This is a genomic window from Turicibacter sp. H121 (genome assembly GCF_001543345.1).
GTDB classification, from domain to species: Bacteria; Bacillota_I; Bacilli_A; order MOL361; family Turicibacteraceae; genus Turicibacter; species Turicibacter bilis.
Genome location: NZ_CP013476.1, coordinates 1100426 through 1125000, shown reverse-complemented (window position 1 = coordinate 1125000; position 24575 = coordinate 1100426). Strand labels below are relative to the sequence as shown.

General features: G+C 38.9%; 17 protein-coding genes, 4 tRNA genes, 5 rRNA genes and 1 pseudogene (1 of these 27 cut by a window edge). 18 read left to right on the top strand and 9 right to left on the bottom strand.

The window, feature by feature from the left end:
- The 9 genes from AT726_RS05495 to AT726_RS05455 form a co-directional block, all read left to right on the top strand.
- A 23S ribosomal RNA gene (locus AT726_RS05495) occupies positions 1-1491 on the top strand; it begins 1400 nt to the left of the window's first position.
- Between the two features lie 52 nt (positions 1492-1543).
- Positions 1544-1652 (top strand): 5S ribosomal RNA (rrf, locus tag AT726_RS05490).
- A gap of 11 nt (positions 1653-1663) precedes the next feature.
- Positions 1664-1737, top strand: a tRNA-Gly gene (locus AT726_RS05485).
- 330 nt (positions 1738-2067) lie between these two features.
- Positions 2068-3584 (top strand): 16S ribosomal RNA (locus tag AT726_RS05480).
- Positions 3585-3647: 63 nt separating this feature from the next.
- Positions 3648-3724, top strand: a tRNA-Ile gene (locus AT726_RS05475).
- 5 nt (positions 3725-3729) lie between these two features.
- Positions 3730-3805: transfer RNA gene (locus tag AT726_RS05470), tRNA-Ala, on the top strand.
- Positions 3806-3870: 65 nt separating this feature from the next.
- Positions 3871-6761, top strand: a 23S ribosomal RNA gene (locus AT726_RS05465).
- Positions 6762-6813: 52 nt separating this feature from the next.
- Positions 6814-6922: ribosomal RNA gene (gene rrf / locus AT726_RS05460) — 5S ribosomal RNA — on the top strand.
- Together the 16S, 23S and 5S rRNA genes with 4 tRNA genes alongside form the textbook arrangement of a ribosomal RNA operon.
- 11 nt (positions 6923-6933) lie before the next feature.
- Positions 6934-7007, top strand: a tRNA-Gly gene (locus AT726_RS05455).
- A gap of 176 nt (positions 7008-7183) precedes the next feature.
- On the opposite strand, the gene AT726_RS05450 is transcribed toward AT726_RS05455, so the two are convergent.
- Together AT726_RS05450 and AT726_RS13155 are read right to left on the bottom strand one after the other, a co-directional pair.
- Complete coding sequence (locus AT726_RS05450; RefSeq protein WP_068759201.1) at positions 7184-7660, bottom strand: ATP-binding protein; 477 nt, start codon at positions 7658-7660, stop codon at positions 7184-7186.
- A 48-nt stretch (positions 7661-7708) separates the two neighbouring features.
- Positions 7709-7768 (bottom strand): annotated as a pseudogene (locus AT726_RS13155) (hypothetical protein); the annotation flags it as partial.
- Between the two features lie 138 nt (positions 7769-7906).
- On the opposite strand from AT726_RS13155, the gene AT726_RS05445 reads away from it, so the two are divergent.
- On the top strand, positions 7907-9130 hold the full coding sequence (locus AT726_RS05445) for an IS256 family transposase (protein WP_201023081.1): 1224 nt from the start codon (positions 7907-7909) through the stop codon (positions 9128-9130).
- Positions 9131-9153: 23 nt separating this feature from the next.
- On the opposite strand, the gene AT726_RS05440 is transcribed toward AT726_RS05445, so the two are convergent.
- The 3 genes from AT726_RS05440 to AT726_RS05430 form a co-directional block, all read right to left on the bottom strand.
- Positions 9154-10629, bottom strand: coding sequence for a hypothetical protein (locus tag AT726_RS05440; RefSeq protein WP_068759200.1), 1476 nt, complete (start codon positions 10627-10629; stop codon positions 9154-9156).
- Between the two features lie 134 nt (positions 10630-10763).
- Positions 10764-11009 carry a hypothetical protein gene (locus AT726_RS05435; RefSeq protein ID WP_055277049.1) on the bottom strand — a complete coding sequence of 82 codons (246 nt, stop codon included), beginning with the start codon at positions 11007-11009 and terminating at the stop codon, positions 10764-10766.
- A 168-nt stretch (positions 11010-11177) separates the two neighbouring features.
- Positions 11178-11882: a response regulator transcription factor gene (locus AT726_RS05430; RefSeq protein WP_055243938.1), complete on the bottom strand. Its 705-nt coding sequence runs from the start codon at positions 11880-11882 to the stop codon at positions 11178-11180.
- 137 nt (positions 11883-12019) lie between these two features.
- Between AT726_RS05430 and rfbB the strand changes: the two genes are divergently transcribed.
- Positions 12020-12976, top strand: coding sequence for a dTDP-glucose 4,6-dehydratase (gene rfbB / locus AT726_RS05425; protein WP_082704885.1), 957 nt, complete (start codon positions 12020-12022; stop codon positions 12974-12976).
- Positions 12977-13014: 38 nt separating this feature from the next.
- On the opposite strand, the gene AT726_RS05420 is transcribed toward rfbB, so the two are convergent.
- Entirely contained in the window at positions 13015-13980 is a 966-nt protein-coding gene (locus tag AT726_RS05420) for a tocopherol cyclase family protein (protein WP_068759199.1), read from the bottom strand.
- A 53-nt stretch (positions 13981-14033) separates the two neighbouring features.
- Here AT726_RS05420 and AT726_RS05415 point away from each other — a divergent pair, with 53 nt between their 5' ends.
- The 7 genes from AT726_RS05415 to AT726_RS05390 all read left to right on the top strand — a co-directional run bounded on the left by AT726_RS05415 (position 14034) and on the right by AT726_RS05390 (position 21661).
- Positions 14034-14591 carry a GNAT family N-acetyltransferase gene (locus AT726_RS05415; protein ID WP_237297214.1) on the top strand — a complete coding sequence of 186 codons (558 nt, stop codon included), beginning with the start codon at positions 14034-14036 and terminating at the stop codon, positions 14589-14591.
- Between the two features lie 69 nt (positions 14592-14660).
- Positions 14661-14786, top strand: a complete 126-nt coding sequence (locus AT726_RS13410; protein WP_256637855.1) for a hypothetical protein — start codon at positions 14661-14663, stop codon at positions 14784-14786.
- A gap of 126 nt (positions 14787-14912) precedes the next feature.
- Complete coding sequence (locus AT726_RS05410) at positions 14913-16292, top strand: YjiH family protein (RefSeq protein WP_068759197.1); 1380 nt, start codon at positions 14913-14915, stop codon at positions 16290-16292.
- A 272-nt stretch (positions 16293-16564) separates the two neighbouring features.
- Positions 16565-16996 carry a MarR family winged helix-turn-helix transcriptional regulator gene (locus AT726_RS05405; RefSeq protein ID WP_237297213.1) on the top strand — a complete coding sequence of 144 codons (432 nt, stop codon included), beginning with the start codon at positions 16565-16567 and terminating at the stop codon, positions 16994-16996.
- A gap of 17 nt (positions 16997-17013) precedes the next feature.
- Positions 17014-18738 carry an ABC transporter ATP-binding protein gene (locus tag AT726_RS05400; protein WP_055277040.1) on the top strand — a complete coding sequence of 575 codons (1725 nt, stop codon included), beginning with the start codon at positions 17014-17016 and terminating at the stop codon, positions 18736-18738.
- Between the two features lie 2 nt (positions 18739-18740).
- The gene (locus AT726_RS05395; RefSeq protein ID WP_055277039.1) at positions 18741-20570 is read left to right on the top strand and encodes an ABC transporter ATP-binding protein; all 1830 of its coding nucleotides are present in this window, start codon (positions 18741-18743) and stop codon (positions 20568-20570) included.
- Between the two features lie 164 nt (positions 20571-20734).
- Positions 20735-21661 (top strand): dipeptidase, encoded by a 927-nt coding sequence (locus AT726_RS05390; protein WP_055243922.1) that lies wholly within the window; start codon positions 20735-20737, stop codon positions 21659-21661.
- Positions 21662-21712: 51 nt separating this feature from the next.
- Here the strand turns inward: AT726_RS05390 and AT726_RS05385 are convergent, their stop codons facing one another.
- From AT726_RS05385 to AT726_RS05375, 3 genes are all read right to left on the bottom strand, one after another.
- Positions 21713-22306: a GNAT family N-acetyltransferase gene (locus tag AT726_RS05385; RefSeq protein WP_055277037.1), complete on the bottom strand. Its 594-nt coding sequence runs from the start codon at positions 22304-22306 to the stop codon at positions 21713-21715.
- A 362-nt stretch (positions 22307-22668) separates the two neighbouring features.
- Entirely contained in the window at positions 22669-23154 is a 486-nt protein-coding gene (locus AT726_RS05380; RefSeq protein WP_055243918.1) for a hypothetical protein, read from the bottom strand.
- Positions 23155-23249: 95 nt separating this feature from the next.
- The gene (locus AT726_RS05375) at positions 23250-24488 is read right to left on the bottom strand and encodes an NAD(P)/FAD-dependent oxidoreductase (protein ID WP_068759196.1); all 1239 of its coding nucleotides are present in this window, start codon (positions 24486-24488) and stop codon (positions 23250-23252) included.
- Positions 24489-24575 lie beyond the last annotated feature (87 nt).

Genomic DNA, 24575 nt, shown 5'->3' with positions numbered 1-24575 from the left:
CCGATGGACAACAGGTTGATATTCCTGTACCACTTATTAAACTGATGGAGTGACGGAGAAGGCTAAGTTGAGCGTGTGATTGGATTCACGTGTAAGCAGTGAGGTGGTCATGTAGGCAAATCCGCATGGCATAACATTGAGCTGTGATGCCGAAGCCGAATGGCGAAGTCAACTGACGTCACGCTTCCAAGAAAAGCTTCTAGGGTTAATTTAATAAGTGCCCGTACCGATAACCGACACAGGTAGGCGAGGAGAGAATCCTAAGATGAGCGAGAGAACTCTTGTTAAGGAACTCGGCAAAATGACCCCGTAACTTCGGGAGAAGGGGTGCTTGTGAAAGCAAGCCGCAGTGAATAGGCCCAGGCGACTGTTTATCAAAAACACAGGTCTCTGCTAAACCGCAAGGTGATGTATAGGGGCTGACGCCTGCCCGGTGCTGGAAGGTTAAGAGGAGAGGTTAGCGCAAGCGAAGCTTTGAATTGAAGCCCCAGTAAACGGCGGCCGTAACTATAACGGTCCTAAGGTAGCGAAATTCCTTGTCGGGTAAGTTCCGACCCGCACGAAAGGCGTAACGATCTGGGCGCTGTCTCAACAAGAGACTCGGTGAAATCATAGTACCTGTGAAGATGCAGGTTACCCGCGACAGGACGGAAAGACCCCGTGGAGCTTTACTGTAGCTTGATATTGAGCACTGGTGGCACATGTACAGGATAGGTAGGAGACGAAGAAACCAGGACGCCAGTCTTGGTGGAGTCGCTGTTGGGATACTACCCTTGTGTCACTGGGGTTCTAACCCGTGGCCCTTATCGGGTCAGGGAACAGTGTCAGGTGGGCAGTTTGACTGGGGCGGTCGCCTCCCAAAGAGTAACGGAGGCGCCCAAAGGTTCCCTCAGAATGGTTGGAAATCATTCGAAGAGTGTAAAGGCAGAAGGGAGCTTGACTGCGAGACCTACAAGTCGAGCAGGGACGAAAGTCGGGCTTAGTGATCCGGCGGTACCGAATGGAAGGGCCGTCGCTCAACGGATAAAAGCTACCCCGGGGATAACAGGCTGATCTCCCCCAAGAGTTCACATCGACGGGGAGGTTTGGCACCTCGATGTCGGCTCATCGCATCCTGGGGCTGTAGTCGGTCCCAAGGGTTGGGCTGTTCGCCCATTAAAGCGGTACGCGAGCTGGGTTCAGAACGTCGTGAGACAGTTCGGTCCCTATCCGTCGTGGGCGTAGGAAATTTGAGAGGAGCTGTCCTTAGTACGAGAGGACCGGGATGGACACACCGCTGGTGTACCAGTTGTTCTGCCAGGAGCATAGCTGGGTAGCTACGTGTGGACGGGATAAACGCTGAAAGCATCTAAGCGTGAAGCCCCCCTCAAGATGAGATTTCCCATTCGAAAGAAGTAAGATCCCTTGAAGACGACGAGGTTGATAGGTCAGGAGTGGAAGTGTGGTGACACATGGAGCGGACTGATACTAATCGATCGAGGACTTAACCAAAGAAACTGAAGAAGATATCTAGTTTTGGAAGATTAACAACATCTTTCAATGGTCTAGTGATGATGGCAAGGAGGGCACACCTGTTCCCATACCGAACACAGAAGTTAAGCTCCTTAGCGCCGAGGGTAGTACGCAAGTGCGAGAGTAGGACGTCGCTGGGCCAAACCTATATGCGGGTGTAGTTTAATGGTAGAACTTCAGCCTTCCAAGCTGACTGTGAGAGTTCGATTCTCTTCACCCGCTCCAATTCGAATAGTCGCACTCTTTGAGTGCTTTTTTTATCCCTTGTGAGAATATGAAATAAGGATGATAAAAAAAATAAAAAAGTGTTTGACAGTATTCGACAATCATGGTAAGATAACAAGGTCGTCAGAAATGAACGATACAAGGAAACGAAATAAAAAGTTTCGAAAAAAAGTTTAAAAAGTGTTTGACAGAAAGAGACAGACATGATAAACTAATAAAGTCGCCAAAACAAGGTGACACGAAGTTCTTTGAAAACTAAACAGAACGTCAACAAACATTTATTTAAGAATTAAGTTTCTTAAGGAAGCTTAGGATAAAAACAAACATTTAATTATGGAGAGTTTGATCCTGGCTCAGGATGAACGCTGGCGGCGTGCCTAATACATGCAAGTCGAGCGAACCACTTCGGTGGTGAGCGGCGAACGGGTGAGTAACACGTAGGTGATCTGCCCATCAGACGGGGACAACGATTGGAAACGATCGCTAATACCGGATAGGACGAAAGTTTAAAGGTGCTTCTGGCACCGCTGATGGATGAGCCTGCGGCGCATTAGCTAGTTGGTAGGGTAAAGGCCTACCAAGGCGACGATGCGTAGCCGACCTGAGAGGGTGAACGGCCACACTGGGACTGAGACACGGCCCAGACTCCTACGGGAGGCAGCAGTAGGGAATCTTCGGCAATGGGCGAAAGCCTGACCGAGCAACGCCGCGTGAATGATGAAGGCCTTCGGGTTGTAAAATTCTGTTATAAGGGAAGAACGACTTTAGTAGGAAATGGCTAGAGTGTGACGGTACCTTATGAGAAAGCCACGGCTAACTACGTGCCAGCAGCCGCGGTAATACGTAGGTGGCGAGCGTTATCCGGAATTATTGGGCGTAAAGAGCGCGCAGGTGGTTGATTAAGTCTGATGTGAAAGCCCACGGCTTAACCGTGGAGGGTCATTGGAAACTGGTCGACTTGAGTGCAGAAGAGGGAAGTGGAATTCCATGTGTAGCGGTGAAATGCGTAGAGATATGGAGGAACACCAGTGGCGAAGGCGGCTTCCTGGTCTGTAACTGACACTGAGGCGCGAAAGCGTGGGGAGCAAACAGGATTAGATACCCTGGTAGTCCACGCCGTAAACGATGAGTGCTAAGTGTTGGGGGTCGAACCTCAGTGCTGAAGTTAACGCATTAAGCACTCCGCCTGGGGAGTACGGTCGCAAGACTGAAACTCAAAGGAATTGACGGGGACCCGCACAAGCGGTGGAGCATGTGGTTTAATTCGAAGCAACGCGAAGAACCTTACCAGGTCTTGACATACCATTGACCGTTCTAGAGATAGGATTTTCCCTTCGGGGACAATGGATACAGGTGGTGCATGGTTGTCGTCAGCTCGTGTCGTGAGATGTTGGGTTAAGTCCCGCAACGAGCGCAACCCCTGTCGTTAGTTGCCAGCATTCAGTTGGGGACTCTAACGAGACTGCCAGTGACAAACTGGAGGAAGGTGGGGATGACGTCAAATCATCATGCCCCTTATGACCTGGGCTACACACGTGCTACAATGGTTGGTACAAAGAGAAGCGAAGCGGTGACGTGGAGCAAACCTCATAAAGCCAATCTCAGTTCGGATTGTAGGCTGCAACTCGCCTACATGAAGTTGGAATCGCTAGTAATCGCGAATCAGAATGTCGCGGTGAATACGTTCCCGGGTCTTGTACACACCGCCCGTCACACCACGAGAGTTTACAACACCCGAAGTCAGTGGCCTAACCGCAAGGAGGGAGCTGCCTAAGGTGGGGTAGATGATTGGGGTGAAGTCGTAACAAGGTATCCCTACCGGAAGGTGGGGATGGATCACCTCCTTTCTATGGAGAAAGAGACGTTCTGTTTAGTTTTGGAAGAATTTCTTCCATATAAAAAACATGTATGGGCCTATAGCTCAGCTGGTTAGAGCGCACGCCTGATAAGCGTGAGGTCGATGGTTCGAGTCCATTTAGGCCCACCATACATGGGGACTTAGCTCAGCTGGGAGAGCGCCTGCCTTGCACGCAGGAGGTCAGGGGTTCGATCCCCCTAGTCTCCACCAAAAAAAGTTGATCTTTGAAAACTAGATATCTTCATTCAGAAGAAACAAACAATAGATTTGATTTAGGTTAAGTGAATAAGGGCGCACGGAGGATGCCTTGGCACTAGGAGTCGAAGAAGGACGCGACAAACGGCGAAACGCCTCGGGGAGCTGTAAGTGAGCATTGATCCGGGGGTATCCGAATGGGGAAACCCGCTAGTGGTTATACGCTAGCACCATATGGTGAATACATAGCCATATAGGAGACAGACCCAGGGAACTGAAACATCTAAGTACCTGGAGGAAAAGAAAGAAAAATCGATTCCCGTAGTAGCGGCGAGCGAAGTGGGAAGAGCCCAAACCGGATTTATCCGGGGTTGTAGGACCTTCATAATTGACAAATCATGATAGCCGAATGGTCTGGGAAGGCCAACCGTAGGGGGTGAGAGTCCCGTAGGTGAAATTGTGAGATGCATGGAAGGAATCCTGAGTACGGCGGGACACGTGGAATCCCGTCGGAATCAACGAGGACCATCTCGTAAGGCTAAATACTACCTAGTGACCGATAGTGAACCAGTACCGTGAGGGAAAGGTGAAAAGAACCCCGGAAGGGGAGTGAAAGAGAACCTGAAACCGTGTGCCTACAAATAGTCAGAGCCCGTTAATGGGTGATGGCGTGCCTTTTGTAGAATGAACCGGCGAGTTACGATATCGTGCGAGGTTAAGCAGAAGATGCGGAGCCGTAGCGAAAGCGAGTCTGAATAGGGCGAAGAGTACGATGTTGTAGACCCGAAACCGTGTGAGCTAGCTATGAGCAGGCTGAAGGTCAGGTAACACTGACTGGAGGGCCGAACCAGGGCACGTTGAAAAGTGCTTGGATGACTTGTGGCTAGGGGTGAAATTCCAATCGAACACGGATATAGCTGGTTCTCTCCGAAATAGCTTTAGGGCTAGCCTCGATGTTAAGTCTACTGGAGGTAGAGCACTGAATGGGTGATGGCCCCACCTCGGGGTACTGATCTCAATCAAACTCCGAATGCCAGATAGATATAATCGGGAGTCAGACTGTGGGTGATAAGGTCCATGGTCAAAAGGGAAAGAGCCCAGACCGCCAGCTAAGGCCCCCAAGTGTCCGTTAAGTGGAAAAGGATGTGGAGATGCACAGACAACTAGGAGGTTGGCTTAGAAGCAGCCATCCTTTAAAGAGTGCGTAATAGCTCACTAGTCGAGTGACTCTGCGCCGAAAATGTACCGGGGCTAAACGGACCGCCGAAGCTGCGGATTGACTTTAGAGTCAGTGGTAGGAGAGCGTTCTAACAGCGGTGAAGCAGTACCGGAAGGAGCTGTGGAGCGGTTAGAAGTGAGAATGCCGGTGTGAGTAGCGAAAGATAGGTGAGAATCCTATCCATCGAAAGCCTAAGGTTTCCAGGGGAAGGCTCGTCCGCCCTGGGTAAGTCGGGACCTAAGGTGAGGCCGAAAGGCGTAGCCGATGGACAACAGGTTGATATTCCTGTACCACTTATTAAACTGATGGAGTGACGGAGAAGGCTAAGTTGAGCGTGTGATTGGATTCACGTGTAAGCAGTGAGGTGGTCATGTAGGCAAATCCGCATGGCATAACATTGAGCTGTGATGCCGAAGCCGAATGGCGAAGTCAACTGACGTCACGCTTCCAAGAAAAGCTTCTAGGGTTAATTTAATAAGTGCCCGTACCGATAACCGACACAGGTAGGCGAGGAGAGAATCCTAAGATGAGCGAGAGAACTCTTGTTAAGGAACTCGGCAAAATGACCCCGTAACTTCGGGAGAAGGGGTGCTTGTGAAAGCAAGCCGCAGTGAATAGGCCCAGGCGACTGTTTATCAAAAACACAGGTCTCTGCTAAACCGCAAGGTGATGTATAGGGGCTGACGCCTGCCCGGTGCTGGAAGGTTAAGAGGAGAGGTTAGCGCAAGCGAAGCTTTGAATTGAAGCCCCAGTAAACGGCGGCCGTAACTATAACGGTCCTAAGGTAGCGAAATTCCTTGTCGGGTAAGTTCCGACCCGCACGAAAGGCGTAACGATCTGGGCGCTGTCTCAACAAGAGACTCGGTGAAATCATAGTACCTGTGAAGATGCAGGTTACCCGCGACAGGACGGAAAGACCCCGTGGAGCTTTACTGTAGCTTGATATTGAGCACTGGTGGCACATGTACAGGATAGGTAGGAGACGAAGAAACCAGGACGCCAGTCTTGGTGGAGTCGCTGTTGGGATACTACCCTTGTGTCACTGGGGTTCTAACCCGTGGCCCTTATCGGGTCAGGGAACAGTGTCAGGTGGGCAGTTTGACTGGGGCGGTCGCCTCCCAAAGAGTAACGGAGGCGCCCAAAGGTTCCCTCAGAATGGTTGGAAATCATTCGAAGAGTGTAAAGGCAGAAGGGAGCTTGACTGCGAGACCTACAAGTCGAGCAGGGACGAAAGTCGGGCTTAGTGATCCGGCGGTACCGAATGGAAGGGCCGTCGCTCAACGGATAAAAGCTACCCCGGGGATAACAGGCTGATCTCCCCCAAGAGTTCACATCGACGGGGAGGTTTGGCACCTCGATGTCGGCTCATCGCATCCTGGGGCTGTAGTCGGTCCCAAGGGTTGGGCTGTTCGCCCATTAAAGCGGTACGCGAGCTGGGTTCAGAACGTCGTGAGACAGTTCGGTCCCTATCCGTCGTGGGCGTAGGAAATTTGAGAGGAGCTGTCCTTAGTACGAGAGGACCGGGATGGACACACCGCTGGTGTACCAGTTGTTCTGCCAGGAGCATAGCTGGGTAGCTACGTGTGGACGGGATAAACGCTGAAAGCATCTAAGCGTGAAGCCCCCCTCAAGATGAGATTTCCCATTCGAAAGAAGTAAGATCCCTTGAAGACGACGAGGTTGATAGGTCAGGAGTGGAAGTGTGGTGACACATGGAGCGGACTGATACTAATCGATCGAGGACTTAACCAAAGAAACTGAAGAAGATATCTAGTTTTGGAAGATTAACAACATCTTTCAATGGTCTAGTGATGATGGCAAGGAGGGCACACCTGTTCCCATACCGAACACAGAAGTTAAGCTCCTTAGCGCCGAGGGTAGTACGCAAGTGCGAGAGTAGGACGTCGCTGGGCCAAACCTATATGCGGGTGTAGTTTAATGGTAGAACTTCAGCCTTCCAAGCTGACTGTGAGAGTTCGATTCTCTTCACCCGCTCCAATTCGAATAGTCGCACTCTTTGAGTGCTTTTTTTATCTTTATAAGTCTATTTTTACAAAACTAATTTTATATCTTATCTTTTTGTATATTATAAAACTCCAATCAGTTGATTGGAGTTTTTTTATAAGTTGAATTAATAGATGGAGAGGTATTGAGGGTGTTAGAAACTCTCTATTTTACAGTGTATTTATTTTGATAATAACTTTGAATAAATCACCATCTTGTGATAATTCAAATGCTGCTCCGTGTAATTCTAAAATTGATTTTACAATGGATAGTCCGAGTCCTGAACCTTCTGTATGGCGAGAACTATCTCCTCGTTTGAAGCGTTCAGCTAGTTCAGATACGTCGAATCCTAATTCATAGTTCGATATATTTTTTAATGTTATGATAATTTCAGAACCTTCATAAGTCATTTCTAAGTATACTCGTGTTGCGGGTTGTGCGTATTTGATTACATTACTAAATAGGTTTTCAAATACACGGTACATTTTTCTTCCATCACAATAGGCATACATGTGTTGATTAGAAGTTTTTGTTCTAACAATTAATTTTTGATCTTCAAATCGATCTTCATATTCTGCTAGTGCTTGATACATTAAGGCAACTAAATCGACTTGTTCTTTATTTAATTCAACAGCTCCACTAGCCATTTTGCTAGCTTCAAATAAGTCATCGATTAATACTTTTAATCGTTTCGATTTATTATCAATGATTTGTAAGTATTCTTGTCGTTCTTCTTCTGTGATGTCACTTCTTTTAGCTAAGTCGACATAGTTTAAAACACTAGTTAGAGGTGTTCTAAGATCGTGAGAAACGTTGAGGTTGTAAGATAAAGTGTGTAAACTCTTAAAACAGTTACCATAATAAGTTGACTATTTCAAAGGAGTTTATTGTTTATGACAAGAAAAGCTACGATGAACCAATTATTTAATCTCCTCCAAGATGAATACAACATTAAATCTGCTAGCGATATTGAAGCTGCTTTATTAGACATGTTTGGAGGCTTTATTGAACAAGCATTAGAAGCTGAATTAGATCAACATCTAGGATATAGCCGATATGATTTTCGTAATAAATCAACTTCAAATGCACGAAATGGACGTCAATCTAAAACCATTCAAACGCGTCTTGGTGAAACAACGATTCAGACTCCCAGAGATCGGCAAGGTTCATTTGAACCTCAAATCGTGCCTAAACGTCAAACCAATGTCATCGGAATTGAAGAAAAGATTCTATCGCTTTATGCTAAAGGTTTATCAACGCGTGATATTTCTAAAACATTAGCAGAGATTTATGGCTTTGAAACGTCACATGAAACGATCTCTGCTGTAACTGATAAAGTGATTCCACTGATTCAAGATTGGCAACAACGGCCTTTAGAGCCTGTTTATCCTATCATTTATTTAGATGCGCTTCATGTCAAAGTGCGTGATGGAATGAGTGCCTCAAACAAAGCAGTTTACTGTATCATAGGTGTGTCTTTAGATGGTCGCAAAGATGTTTTAAGCCTCTCTATCGGAGAAGCAGAAAGTGCCTCTTATTGGATGAGTTTATTAGATGAATTAAAGGCTCGTGGAGTGCAAGATATTTGTATTGCCTGTGTGGATGGTTTAAGTGGCTTTAAACAGGCCATTCAAGCTGTTTTTCCTCATGCCCTCGTTCAACGTTGTTTAGTTCATTTAATCCGACAATCAACGAAATTTGTTTCTTATCAAGATAGAAAATCATTCTGTTATGATTTAAAACAAATCTATCAAGCGATTAATCGATCAGTAGCAGAACAAGCCTTTGAGACCTTTAAAAATAAATGGAGTCCCCTGGTACCTTTAGCCGTTAGAGTGTGGGAAAATAACATCGAAGAAGTTTATCAACTCTTTAATTTTCCTAAAGAAATTCGAAAAATGATTTATACGACAAACGCCATTGAAAGCTACAATAGCCAATTAAGAAAAGTTCTAAAAGGAAAAGGAGCTTTTCCAAATGAAACATCGGTGATGAAATTAATCTATCTTCAAACCATGGAAGTTACTAAGAAGTGGCGACGTCAACTTTCAAATTGGAGTCAAATATTAAATCAATTATTAATCTTATACCCAGATCGTTTAACACCCTATCTATAATTTTTAAAAATTAGTTTACACACTTAACTTGACAAGGTCGAAACGTTTGTAATTAATTCTGTTTTCAATCTTTCACTATTTGATTGTTTTTGATTTGAGATTGCAAATCCTTCACGAACGGCATTCACATCTTTAGCAATATTAGCAATAAGACCATTTCCTTTAACATAGATTTCAGATGTTATTTCGTTATTTGCCATTTTAGATAAAGTATCAGCAATTACCTGAATTGCTTTAGTGCGTTTTTTAATGATAGATAAAAGAATGAGTGCGAGTATTACACTAATAAACGTAATAACTAGGAACGCCCCATAGTCATGGAAACAAAATCCCCAGATTATTCCCCATATCCCAATAATACATGAATAGACAGTGATTCGTATAAATGTATTACGATAAATAGGCAGTTTGCTCCAATCATCAATATTACTCATGTAAAATCCTTTATACCATTCTTGTTTGAATAACTGTGGATTTTTTATTCGATGTATAATTCCTTTAAGTTGTAAAAAGAAGAAGTATAAAATAGATAATAGGATAATAACTTGTAGAATTAATTGGAATCCATAAGATAAAAGATTTTCATAGTATCGATAGTATGTAGTTAGGTTCATATTTTGTAATATGTACACTGTTACTAGGAAGATTAGACCTTTGAATTCAATAGGTAAGTCCAAGTATTTATCTTCAATCCACTTATATTGGGGTGGAATATTAAGTTGTGTGTCTTTAATTTTTTTAAAATTACGATAGATAGGAATGACAAGGATAATTGCTGCAAGAATTGCTCCAATCCAAATAACTTTAGTTGTTATATTTTGAATAAATGCATCTTGGATTGTTGATTCTCCCATTGGATATTTAGGGAGGTAGAGTGTTCCGCTAATTCCTTTATCACGAGCACTACTATTAACAATACTAAAATTCGAAACATTTTTTCCTTTATAGGGAATTTCGATAATATTTAGATAGTCTTTTTCTTCTAAGACTACATTAGTATAATGATTTCCATTACTATCAGTTATATCATAATAAAAAGCATCTTGTTGGTCATAGTATGTATTTTTATAGTGATAGATTTCAGATTGATATTGTTGATATTTATCATATTGAATCATATCTCTGATTTGCTCATCCGTTAAGGTGTTAATCGAATAGTGTTCACCAGTATTGTCATCATAAAGGTATTGTTCATATTGATAGCTATCAAATTTTGCATCAAGAATCTCTTGTTTAGTCACCTCAATCTCTTCTAATGGGATTTGAAGTTTTTGTAATTCGATTTGCGTTATGTAAAACGAATCTAGAAATTGTACTATTTGTATAGCATATTGATCTGATTGAAAATAATTAAGTGGGAATATTTGACCAAATCTTAGTTGATCAGTGATGTAATTAAAGGATAGTAAGAAGATAAAACAAGAAAGTAAGAATTTAATCCAGCTTTTTTTTAGAGGTTCTGGGACTCTAGATTGATTCATGTCCTCTTTATTTTTCATAAGTTCAACTCCATTATTTTATTAATTCTATTGTAAGAGTAACATCTATATCTTAAAAATTACATAGTTGATTTCTTAAGAAATTCTTAATACTAAGAAAAAACCACAGCACGATTGCTATGGTCTATATCAGATTAGATTAATGGTTCTTTACTATCAATTTTATGTAACTTTTCATATTCCTTGATTGCTTTTTTGAATTGATGATATTGCTCTTTATAATTTTTTTCAAACTCTTTTGTTTGTGGCGGCACTAATAGTACTAAGTTGATGTCAACACGATACCTTGTTGTCCAATTAGATTGTGGTTCATTTTTTGCTTCAGTTGGGTGTTGGTTATAACTAATTGTATGTTGTATTGATTGTAATAACTTAACCATTCCAGTTTTGACACGGTCATTTGTTGATTCGATCAGTAATGCTAGTTGTGGGATGTCGTAGCATTTGAAGATTGGTGATTTAAATTATAACGGTGATTTAGTTGATGTAATTCGGAATAATTAAATATAAGTATCCCCTTAGTATGAATATTATATAATTGGGTAAATCTAAGCTTCAATTTTATAGCCGATTCCCCAAACAACTTTAAGATATCTAGGATCACGGGGGTTAATTTCAATTTTTTCACGAATTTTTCGGATATGAACGGCAACGGTATTTTCTGCGTTATATCCGGGTTCATCCCAGACGTTTTCATAGATATCACTGATAGAGAAAACACGGCCTTTATTACGCATGAGAAGACTAAGAATTTTGAATTCTGTTGGTGTCAGACGAACTTCTTTTCCATCTACAAAGACTTGCTTTGTTGCAGTGTTGATACGTAGGCCATTAACTTCAAGGATATCTTGATTAGTACTTGAAGTAACAGTTTGCGAACCGAGTTGTAAATAGCGACGAAGTTGGCTTTTAACACGTGCAACTAATTCCATTGGATTAAAGGGTTTGGTAATATAGTCATCTGCTCCAAGCGAAAGTCCCATGATTTTATCAGTGTCTTCTGACTTAGCAGTGAGCATGATGATGGGAACATTTGAGAATTCTCTGATGAGACTTGTGGCAACTATTCCATCTATGCCTGGCATCATCACGTCCATTAGAATTAGATGAATGTCTTGTTGCTTCATTAAATCGACAGCTTCTTGACCGTTAGTAGCCATAATAGTTTCAATATCTTCCCCGCGAAGATAAATACGGATGGCTTCTCTAATTTCACGTTCATCATCGACTACGAGTACACGAGGTTTTGTCATAGAGATGAATCCTCCTTAAAAAGTATTTTTATTTATTATACCGTTCTTTCCTTATACTAGTAAATACCGTCTATTGTTTTGAGATTTGATTATAAGTATAATATAGTTTAGTTTATGTAATTTTACGGGGGATAGCTATGACAAAGTTGTTAGTAACGGGTGGATCAGGTTTTATTGGTTGTAATTTTATTGAGTATATGTTGAAGACGTATCCCGATTATGAGGTCATTAATTTAGATTTATTAACGTACGCAGGTTGTTTAGAAAATAACGGAGCTGTACAAGATTATCCACAGTATCGATTTATTCATGGTGATATTCGAGATAGGGCGTTTATTTTTGAATTGTTTGAGAAGGAACAATTTGATTGGGTTGTTAATTTTGCCGCTGAGAGTCATGTGGATCGTTCAATTGAAGATCCGAGTTCATTTTTGACGACGAATGTATTAGGAACTCAAGTGTTAATGGATGCTTGTCGATGCTATGGGGTGAAGAGATTCCATCAAGTATCAACCGACGAGGTGTATGGAGATTTATTATTAGAGGATGATACTTTATTTACAGAGATGTTCCCATTGAAGGCATCTAGTCCGTATTCTGCCTCGAAGGCTAGTGCAGATTTATTGGCATTATCATATTGGAGAACGTTTAAATTACCTATCACGATTTCTCGTTGTTCAAATAATTATGGGCCTTTTCAGTTTCCTGAGAAGTTAATTCCATTGATGATTTTAAAGGCAATGAAAAATGAAAAGTTACCTGTATATGGAACGGGGCAGAATATTCGAGATTGGTTACATGTTTGGGATCATTGTCAGGCTATTGATTTTATTTTACATAAAGGGCGTATTGGAGAAGTTTATAATGTAGGTGGAAATAATGAGTATTCGAATTTAACGATTGTGAAGCTGATTTTGGATGAACTCGGTAAGTCATATGAGTTGATTGAATTTGTGAAGGATCGTCCAGGTCATGATTTACGGTATGCGATTGATTCAAGTAAGATTAAATATGAACTTGGATGGGAGCCTTTGTATACATTCGAGGATGGATTAAGGTCGACGATTTCGTGGTATGTGGATAAGTTTAATTGATATAAAAAGGGGATATCTCATTTTGAGATAGCCCCTTTTTAGTCATCAAGAAGTTTGGAGAGGTCGCCACCATATTCAATGCCGCACGCTTTTCCAATTCCATGATAGATTAGTAGATTTTTTTTCGTATTGATAAGTGTCATCTCGACTTCACCTTTAAGTGTTTCTTCAAGTATTGGTGACATTTTTCCGTTTTTAGGTCCGTAACATTCAACAAAGTCTTCTGGTTTACTTTTTGTTTTAAGAATGAGTTGGAGATTATCATGTGTTGCACATAGGATGATGTCTCGATCACAGACGGTAATGTTAAGTTTACTATTGTTCATCGTTGTAAAAGGATAGAATTTGTGATCCACAGTAACACCAATCAGGAACCCACGAAATTCTTTAATGAGTGGAAATGGAACAATACCGAGCGAGCACGTTACAGTTGCTCGGTGATCCTCGAAGTTATTGCTTTGAACCCAAATCCATGAGGTAGGAAAACTCTTTCCCCAATTTTTTTCGATATAGTATTTTCCGTTACTAAAATCAATTACTTGTCCGTTAATTTTTAGATGACCCTCTTCAATATCCCCGTCGATTGCGCATACTTGGCTGTAACATTCCATAAAGGGAAGGTGATTGTAAATCCCCATGCTCCCTGGATTGAGTTTAGAATCTGGCCATTTCGTAGGTGATCCTAAGTATAAGATGCCGTGAATTTGTTCGAGATTGACGTAGATTTTATTAAAGCTAAATTCATTAATTCCGATATTTATTTTTAGATGACGGTTATTTGAGTAAAAATCATCTATACTATATCGGTAATAGTGATAGGAATGATTAACTAAGTTAATCACTTGAATGAAGCTATGATGATCTCGTGTATCTTCACTGCGAGAGATTCCAGGAATAAACGCTAAGGCATAAGTTGCAGTGGCGTCTACGATTTTAAAATACCAACCCTCAAAAAAATTAGTATATTGATCGTGGCCATGATACAAATCAGGATTTATTTTCATTGTTTGGCCTCCATATATTAACTTTCTTGTAAATGTGAATAATTCATGTTATTATGTGCAATATGACTAAGTTTTATACAGAAGGTGATAATTTGGATCAATTGTTTGATGCAGTTTATGAGATTATGAAAGAATCATTTCCAAGGGATGAATTTAGAAGTTATGAAGGTCAAAAAGCATTGCTAGAACGTTCGGACTATCATTTGAAGACGTATGAGCAGGAAGGGAAATTATTAGGCTTTTGTGCATATTACGTGTTTGATGAGTTTTTATATATTGAACATTTAGCTTGTACACCATTATCCAGAGGTCTTGGAATTGGGACAAAGTTAGTTCAAGATATTTTATCAGAAGCGGGTAATCATCCCGTTATTTTAGAAGTGGAACCCCCTGTGGATAAAGTGACGAAACGACGAGTTGGATTTTATGAACGTTTAGGGTTCGTTTTAAATCTTTATCCACATTATCAACCGCCATTAAATCTAACAACAGATATGGTTGAACTAAAAATTATGTCCTCTTTTAAAGCATTAAAGGAAGAAGAACAAAAGGCATATCGTCGTATTTTAAATCAAAGAGTATATGGTGTAGATGCAGAGTTTAGAATATAGGGACCGGATTCGGTCTCTTTTTTGTATGAGTAAGGTGATAGTGGTTATAATAGGGATGAGGTGATCGGATTGAAAGATTATGAGATTGCATCGTTAACAGATGAAGAAATTGCAGCATTACAAATGATGGAACAAGAGTTTTTTAATACGTTTCACGAAGAGATTGTTCTTGTGGCATGGAAGAAGACTGAATAGTAAAAAAGGGTCTTCTTTTTTGTTGTAAAAAGATGATTATTGTCGTTAAAATGGTTGATAAGTTTTGGCCTACCAAGTATACTTATAAAATCAAAGAAAAAATTTTTTATAAGGATGGTAATAATTATGAATAAAAACAATCAAGCTCCAGTTAAAGGCTCGTGTAGCTCATATAAGATTTCAGAAATATTAAAGTTTTTAGTTCCTTCTTTAATTGGTGTGACGTTATTTATGCTTCCTGTTTCTCAGGCTGGTGGGATTACGATTCCGATTGCGATGTTATCAAATTGGGTTCAAGCACACTTTGCAGATGTTTTACCGACAGTGGTTTTATTTTTAGTGATGATTACAGCGATCGGAACGATTGTAACGAAGTTATTTACACCGAAATTCATTCTTAAAAATGAATTTTTAAATAATTTATTTAATGTGACACCTGTTTGGTTTGTGATTCGTATTTTAGCAGCTATTTTTATTGTTATGGCTGTTTATGAAATAGGATTCGAGGCCATTTTCTCGTTAAACACGGGTGGATTAGTTTTATATGATCTGCTCCCAATTCTTTTCTCCGTATTTTTATTTGCAGGGTTATTCTTACCTTTATTATTAAACTTTGGATTATTAGAGTTTGTTGGGACATTGTTATCAAAAGTAATGCGTCCAGTCTTTAATTTACCTGGTCGTTCGGCGATTGATTGTATTGCATCATGGTTAGGTGATGGGACAATCGGAGTTTTATTAACAAGTAAGCAGTATGAAGATGGATTCTATACGAAGCGTGAAGCAGCTGTCATTGGAACGACGTTCTCATTAGTATCGATTACGTTTAGTTTAGTCGTGATTAATACGGTTAATCTTGGAAATATGTTTGTTCCATTTTATGTAACAGTGACGATTGCAAGTTTAGTAGCTGCTATTCTGTTACCGAAGCTACCACCATTATCTAGAAAAGAGGATCGATTCTTTGATGGCACACTAAAGGTTGAGAACGAGAAAGCACTGGCTGGATTAAATAATTTTTCTCATGGGTTTGCTCAGGCAATTGAAAAGGCGAAATCACAGGATTTAATTCAAGTTATTTTTATTGATGGGTTTAAAAATGTGTTAGATATGTGGCTAGCAGTTATTCCAATTGTTATGGCAGTTGGAACGATTGCTTTAGTGATTGCTGAGTATACGCCAATTTTCAAAATTTTAGGGTTACCATTCTTACCGGTTTTAATGCTATTACAAATTCCTGAGGCTATGGCAGCTTCTCAAACTTTAGTAGCGGGATTTGCTGATATGCTGTTGCCATCTGTTTTAGCATCTGGAATTGAGAGTGAGATGACTCGCTTTGTCATTGCAGCCGTGTCTGTTTCTCAGTTAATTTATTTATCTGAGGTTGGAGCTTTATTATTAGCTTCAAAGATACCTGTTAATTTAAAAGAGTTATTTATTATCTTTATTCAACGTACATTAATCACACTACCAGTCATTGCTTTAATTGCACATTTAATTTTTTAATTAAGTTAGGCAGAAAATCAAAATGATTTTCTGCTTTTTTATTTTTTAATGCGTAATTTTTTGATTTCTGTTTCAAACTAACTATATAACAAGGAGTAGGTACTATAACGTGTATGATTTGTATTTGGTTAAAGGGTGTCGCTGTGTAAGTTTTATAAAATGAAATTGGTATCTTTGTGGAATAATTGTGTAAAATAATTAGTTAACTAATAGTTAGTTGACTAACTATTATAAGTGTCGTAAGATAGTTTTAGTTTAATGTGAGGTGAGTTGTGTTGAATAGTCAAGAAATCAATGAGGTAGCTATTATGTTTAGTCATTTGATAAGAAGTCAAATGTCAATCGCTCAACGAAGATTAGAGGAAGAGGGATTGTGCCGAGCACAACCTGGGATTGTTCATGCTTTATCTCAATGTGAAGGATCAACACAAGTTGAACTAGCTCAAAAACTAGGTGTGACAGCAGCGACAATTAGTGCTATGTTAAAACGTATGGAGCGTGATGAAGTGATTGAACGTCGACGTAGTGAAGCTGATCAACGAGTGACGCATGTTTATTTAACTGAAAAGGGTAAAAGTCAGGCTAAAATTGTGAATCAAATTTTTAAAGAACTAAATCTTAGATCTTTCGGAAATTTTTCAAAAGAAGAATTAGAGCAGACAAGAGCTATTTTCAGTAAATTAATAGCGAATTTTAGTGATTAAGGGAGGAATAGATAGACATGTTAAAGTTATTTAAAGGATTAAAACCTTATTGGACGTTAGTCATCGGTGTTTTAGTCCTAGTGTTTATTTCGACTATGACGGACCTAGAGTTACCAGATTTAATGTCAGATATTGTTGATACTGGAATTGTTCAAGGAGATGTTTCCTATATTCTTGGACGCGGTGGTGTCATGTTATTAGTGGCTTTATTAGGGACAGTGTGTACCATTTTAACGAGTTATCTTTCATCAAAAATCGGGATGGGATTTAGTCGTGATTTAAGAAAGAAAGTTTTTGAAAAAGTTGAATCATTTTCATTAACTGAAATTAATGAGGTGGGTACAGCGTCTTTAATTACGCGTACAACAAATGATATTAACCAAGTTCAAATGGTTGTTATTATGATGATGCGTATGATGTTAAGTGCACCAATAATGATTGTGGGTGCATTGATTATGGCACTTCGTAAAGATGTGGAATTATCAAAAGTTATTTTAGTGGTGATTCCAATTATCATCGTGACGATTGTTATTATCGCCAAGTTTACCCTACCAATGTTCCAAAAGATGCAAGATAAAATTGATAAATTAAATTTAGTTGTCCGTGAAAATTTAACAGGAATCCGCGTAATTCGCGTGTTTAATAAGGTAGAGGCAGAACAGGAACGTTTCAATCAGGCTAGTTTAGAAGTATCTAGAATTGCTACAATGGCTAACCGTTTAATGGGAGCTTTAATGCCATTAATGATGTTAATTTTAAATTTATCGATTATTGCTGTTATCTGGTTTGGTGGAATTCGAATTAATGATGGAGACTTAATGGTTGGGGATTTAATGGCCTTTATTCAATATTTAACGCAAGTGATGTTCTCGTTATTAATGTTAACGATGATGTTCGTTTTAATTCCACGTGCTCAAGCATCGGCTGTTCGTATTAATGAAGTTTTAGAAATGGAATCTCCGATTCAAGAGCCTAAAGAAGCTATTCAACCTCAGTTAAAAGGTTATGTTGAATTTAAAAATGTCTCATTTGGTTATGAGGGTGCAGAAGAATACGCAATTTCAAATATTTCGTTTGTTGCTAAGCCGGGTGAAGTGACAGCGATTATTGGTGGAACTGGATCAGGGAAATCATCAATTTTAAATATGATTCCACGCTTTTATGATGCGGCTAAAGGTGAAGTATTAGTTGATGGTGTTAATGTTCGTGATATGAATCAACAAGAGTTGCGTTCAAAAATTGGGTATGTTCCTCAAAAAGCTGTGTTATTTACAGGAACGATTCGTGATAATATCTTATATGGTAAAGAGGATGCGACGGACGAAGAAGTTCGTCATGCTTTAGAGATTGCACAGGCAACAGATTTTGTTTCTAAAATGAAAGAGGGAATTGAGTCACCAATTTCACAAGGAGGAACAAATGTATCAGGTGGACAAAAGCAGCGTTTATCAATTGCTCGTGCGATTGTTCGTAAGCCGGAAATTTATTTATTCGATGATAGTTTTTCAGCTTTAGATTTTAAAACTGACGCTCAATTACGTGCAGCGTTAAAGAAGGAAACAAAGGATTCAACGGTTATTATTGTGGCTCAGCGTGTAAGTACAGTTATGGACGCAACACGTATTTTAGTAATGGATGAAGGACATGTAGTTGGTATGGGAACACATGAGGAGTTATTACAAACAAATGAGATTTATCAACAAATCGTCGAATCTCAACTTAAAAAAGGAGAGGAGGAATAATTATGGCTGGACCTATGGGACATGGCCCACATGCGGGTAATCAAAAAGCAAAAGATTTTAAAGGGACGTTAGTTCGCTTAAGTAAATATTTAAAACCATATCGTGTTGGTTTAGTAGTAGTTGCTATTGCAGCTATTACGAGTGTTATTTTCTCAATTATTTCTCCAAAAATTATGGCTAAGATTACAGATGAGTTAATACGTCCAATTTTAGAGTTGGTAGGAGGAAATCCAACTCCATCGCCAATTGATTTTTCATATATTTGGAATATTGTTGTAATTTTAATTGGTTTATATGTTTTAAGTGCAGCTTTTAGTTATTTACAACAATTTATTATGGCAGGAGTTTCTCAGAAGGTTGTCTATGATTTACGTCGTGATATTGATGAAAAATTAGCAAGATTACCATTAAAATTTTTCGATTCACATACACATGGAGAATTATTAAGCCGATTTACAAATGATGTTGATAATATTAGTGCAACTTTGCAACAGTCGATTACTCAAGTTATTACATCAGTCACTACGGTGGTTGGGGTTTTAATTATGATGTTAACGATTAGCCCGCTTTTAACATTAATTTCAATCATCGTCATTCCGTTATCTGGGATTTTAATGATGATGGTCGTTAAACGTTCACAAAAATATTTCATTGGTCAACAAAAGAAATTAGGTGAATTAAACGGTCATATTGAAGAAATGTATACGGGACATAATGTGGTTAAAGCATTTGGTCATGAGAAAAAAGCGATTAATGAATTTGATGAAGTTAATGAAGGGCTTTATGATGTAGGGTGGCGAGCTCAGTTTTTATCTGGATTAGTAATGCCAATTATTAATTTTATTGGAAATTTAGGCTATGTTCTTGTTGCTGTTGTAGGTGGGGTTTTAGTAACGAAAGGACGTATTACTGTCGGAGATATTCAAGCGTTTATTCAATATAACCGTCAATTTACTCAACCCATTGCACAGGTAGCTCAAATTTCAAATATTATTCAGTCAACAGTTGCATCAGCAGAGCGTGTATTTGAATTATTAGATGAAGAAGAAGTGATTCCAGAACCAGTAAATCCGGTTAAAGCAAAAGCTGATTGTGGAGCTGTTGAGTTTGAACATGTTAAGTTTGGTTATCGCGAAGATCGTATTTTAATTAATGATATGAATATTAAAGCTGAACCAGGACAAATGGTCGCTATTGTTGGGCCAACTGGTGCAGGTAAGACGACATTAGTTAATTTATTACTTCGTTTCTATGAATTGAATGGTGGACGTATCTTAGTGGATGATGTTGATATTACAGAGATGAATCGTGCTGATTTACGTAAAAAATTCGGTATGGTTTTACAAGATACATGGTTATTTAATGGAACAATTCGCGATAATATTGCTTATGGTAAAAAGAATGCGACAGAAGAAGAAATTATTGCGGCAGCTAAAGCAGCTCATGCCGATCACTTTATTCGTGTTTTACCAGAAGGATATGATACGATTTTAAATGAAGAAGTCTCAAATATTTCTCAAGGTCAAAAACAGTTATTAACGATTGCTCGTGCACTACTAGCTGATCCTGAAATTATGATTTTAGATGAGGCAACAAGTAGTGTTGATACACGTACAGAGTTACAAATTCAAAATGCGATGAAGACCTTAATGAAAGGTCGTACAAGCTTCGTTATTGCTCACCGTTTATCAACGATTCGTGAAGCTGATGTTATCTTAGTAATGAAAGATGGAGATGTTATTGAAACAGGAAATCATGAGACATTAATGGCTCAAAATGGATTCTATGCTGATTTATATAATAGCCAATTTAATCAAGAAGAAGACGCTTAAAGAAAGAGAAGCCTATGAATTAAATTTCGTAGGCTTTTTTAATATTTTTACACTTCTTTTGTCGGAAAAAAGGGAAAAATATTTGCTCTTTTTTGAATCGAGATAAGCTATAATAGGTAGTAATTAGATGCAAATCTGATTGTGTTTATAAGGAGGGGAAACCTTTGATTTTCGATACGCACACGGATATTTTATATAATATTGTTGAGAAGCGTTTAAGAGGACAACGTGGTATTGTTGAGTCATATCATATTCCTGAATTATTAGAAGGGAATGTGACTGGGGGAATTTGGACGTACTATACTGATGTTAATCAGCTATTACATAATAATTTTGATCAAGCAATTCATTATATTATAGAGGAACTAGAAGAGTCACCCGATGTTCAAGTGGTAACCGCCAAAGGGGATTGGGCTGATCATAAAGTCAATGTGATTTTAGGACTTGAAAGTTTGGCATCGCTTCGAGATATCGATCATTTAGTTGAAATTTATGAAAAAGGATTTAGACATGCGATGTTAACTTGGAATGAAAAGAATCAATTTGCAACTGGGATTGGTTGTAAGGATGGGACAGGTTTATCACTATTAGGATGTGAGTTAATTCAAAAGATGAATGAGCTTGGAATGGTGATTGATGTTTCTCATGCTAGTATTCAAACGTTTGAGGATATTTTATCGGTAACAAAAGAGCCTGTCATTGCCTCTCATTCGAATTGTTACTCAATTACTCCTCATCCAAGAAATTTAACGGATGAGCAAATTAAAGAAATTGCTTTGGTAGATGGTGTTATTGGCGTGACGGCAGTACCGCATTTTACGAATCAATTAAAGCCGGATGTGGAATCCCTTGTTGATCATATTGATTATCTGCGAGAGTTAGTTGGTACACGACATATTGCACTTGGATTTGATTTTATGAATTACTTAGGGGATGGTCATTTAGAATCGAACTTAATCGATTGTCAAAGTGCATCCTCAGCAAATAATGTCATTGATGAACTCGTTAATCGAGGATATAGTAGTATGGATATTGATGGGATTACCCATGTAAATGCGAAGCGTGTCATTAATCATATTCTAAAAGATTAAAAATAAAACCACTCGTACGTTAATCGTCGAGTGGTTTTTTAATGCAGTTGATTATTTCGATTTTTTGATATGTTTGACTACTTTAGCGATTGGAATAATTAGACATGCAGTAATTATTCCTGTCATAACGTATTTACTAATACTTAAAAATGAATTTTCTTCTAATTTAATTTGATAAAGGTCCATTTCATCCTCTTCACCAATTAATTTGAAACCAAGTTTATCAAGTAAGCTTTGGGAAGGGATGTTTTTGTAGTGGCATTTAGCAATAATTGATTTGACTTCATCTTGAGTCAGAGTCCACTCTAGAAGCGCTTCGATGGCCTCTGTCGCGTAGCCTTTTTGACGTTTAGATTCGATGATTTCATATCCAATTTCAATTTGACCACGTGTATCAGGATTTCCTTTATATCCACCATCACCAATGACTTGGTTAGTTAATTTTTCAATGAAAATCCATGAAGTGAAGCCGATTTTTGGTGGGATGAAGGCGTAAAGTTCTTCGTACATCCACGTTAAAAGTGTACGGTTATCTTCTGTTAGCCATTCTTTTGTTGAGTAGTCCGTCACTTCATCATTTAAAATTTGTTGAATGAGTGATTTAGTCAGGGGATAAAGAATTAAGTTTTCGGTTTCTAGTTTCATCAGGGCTATGTCTCCTTCGTCGTTGAGTTAATGTTATGATAACATGAAAAAAGGGACCTCGTCCCTTTTTCTATTAGATTTAGTTTTCTTTTTAGTGATGAAAAGATAGTTGTTTCTGTTATGACTACCAATTGTGCTTTTTGCTATTTTTGGAATAATGATGGATTCAATAAGTAAACCTAGTGATAAATATTGGGGTTTGATTGAGGTTTCTTTTTTTCACTGCATCATTATGCTCTTTTGGGGATAAGATATTGTTTCTAGAGTTAGAAAGTGGATTAGTTTCGTCACAATCGGATTAATCGATTCTTTTGTTTTTCTTTTCAGAGGTTCAAAGGAATAGAAGTTCTTTTGTTGAATGTCTATCTTTCATAAATAGTATCTAATAATCGAATGAATTGATCAAATGTTTGGGATTCACCATTGATAGAGTAGGAAGTAATATCAAATTGTTCAGTTTCTAAATTAACTTTAAATTGAATCGTAAACAGTGCTTCATCCTCTCCAAAATACGCTTCACCGTTAAATTTGACTGTATTTTCTTCAATTAGCTCCCAAGTTGGATGATAGAAAAACTCATCCAGGGCTTCTCCGATGCTTTGTTCTTCATAAGATTCAATGACTTGATTTTTAATGAAAGTAATTTCTGGTGAAGAGAAGACAAAATAAATAAAGATGTAGATAATACATAGAAGAACAATCCCTATCGTGATGAAAGAAAAACTTCGAAAGAATCTTTTATAGGCGATGCTTTTTTTAGAGGTAGCATCGTCCTTTTGTTTAGGCGCTGATTGTGGACAGTTTGGATTAGAATCGCTTTGATTATGATGATAGTTTGGACACGCCAAGATGACTTCCTCCCTTCTCATAAAGCTCTAGTCTTGAAAGTTTATGATGGGAAAGTTAGGAGTATGAAAAAAAGAGCCGAATGGTCCGCTCTTTTTTAGTAACGATTGAATTTGAAGATTTCTAGTTCTTTTGGGTTTTTCCCAGCTACGTCTTGAGAAATTAATTTAGCTCCGATTAAAGAGTAAAGTATCCCATTTGATCCGTATCCTAGGTTGAAGTAAGCGCCTGGATAATCTGGGTGTTTCCCGATAAATGGAAGTCCATCTTTTGTATCGACGAATAATCCGTGGAACCAGCAATCTGTTTTAATATTTTCGATTTGTGGGAACATACGGCGCACGCGACGTAGTAATTGATGGTATTGTTGTAAGGCTAATGGGTGGCGATCTCCCATATTTGCTACTTCACCATCTAAGTCATCGATTTCTAAATCTTCTCCACCGATAATAATCGAGTTGCTTAAGGTTGGACGAAGATAAGTGTATGGATCTTGATCATCACGAATGATACACGCTTCTTTCCATCCGTGGAAGTTTTCCACAGGTTTCGTTAAAACAGCAAAACTGCGGCTAAGTGTATAGAATGGCTTTTCATGTTTGAACCATTCTAATGCATCATATCCTGTACAGATAATTACTTTATCAGCTGTAATGGTGAATTCCTGCTCTGTTATTAAGACACTTTGACGTGAGGATAAGTTATAGTCAACGATATTTGTATTTTCAAACACTTGCAGTCCTTTTTTTACATTGTAATCAATTAAATCACGTGTAAATTGAACAGGGTTAATGATGGCTGCTCCGTAATGTGAATAGACACCTACTTCGAAGTTGAAGCTAAATTCATTTTGGTGTGTTTCTGATGTAAACAGTTCGCAATGAATTCCGATCGCCTGACGTGATTTACATTCATCCGCCATATAGTCTACTTTACGAGGATCTTGTGTATAAAGGAAGCATGGTTTGAAGGTAAAGTCACAGTTACTGTTGATTTCTTTGACGATTTGGCTCATTTCCATGACTGCTTGATAACCAAATAGAAACGCATGTTGTGCATTCTGTTCACCAACCATCGACATTAATCGATTTAACCCTAAATCGATTTCATATTGTAAAATGGCAGTTGAAGCTGCAGTTGATTGGTGTGCAAGTTGATTTTTTTCAACTAAGACACAGTTTAGGCCTTGTTTCATAAAATAATGAGCTGTTAGCGCTCCTGTTGTTCCACCACCGACGATAACAATGTCAGTTTTAATGTCTTGTGATAGAGGAGGATACGTTGTTCCTTCTTCGATGTTTTTAGTCCATAATGGACTGTCTCCTGTCATTCTCATGTGATATCACCTCTATAAAAAAGCTAAACATAGTTTGTGTTAAATGTTTTTGTATAACCTTTTTATTATAACTTTTTTAATCTTTTT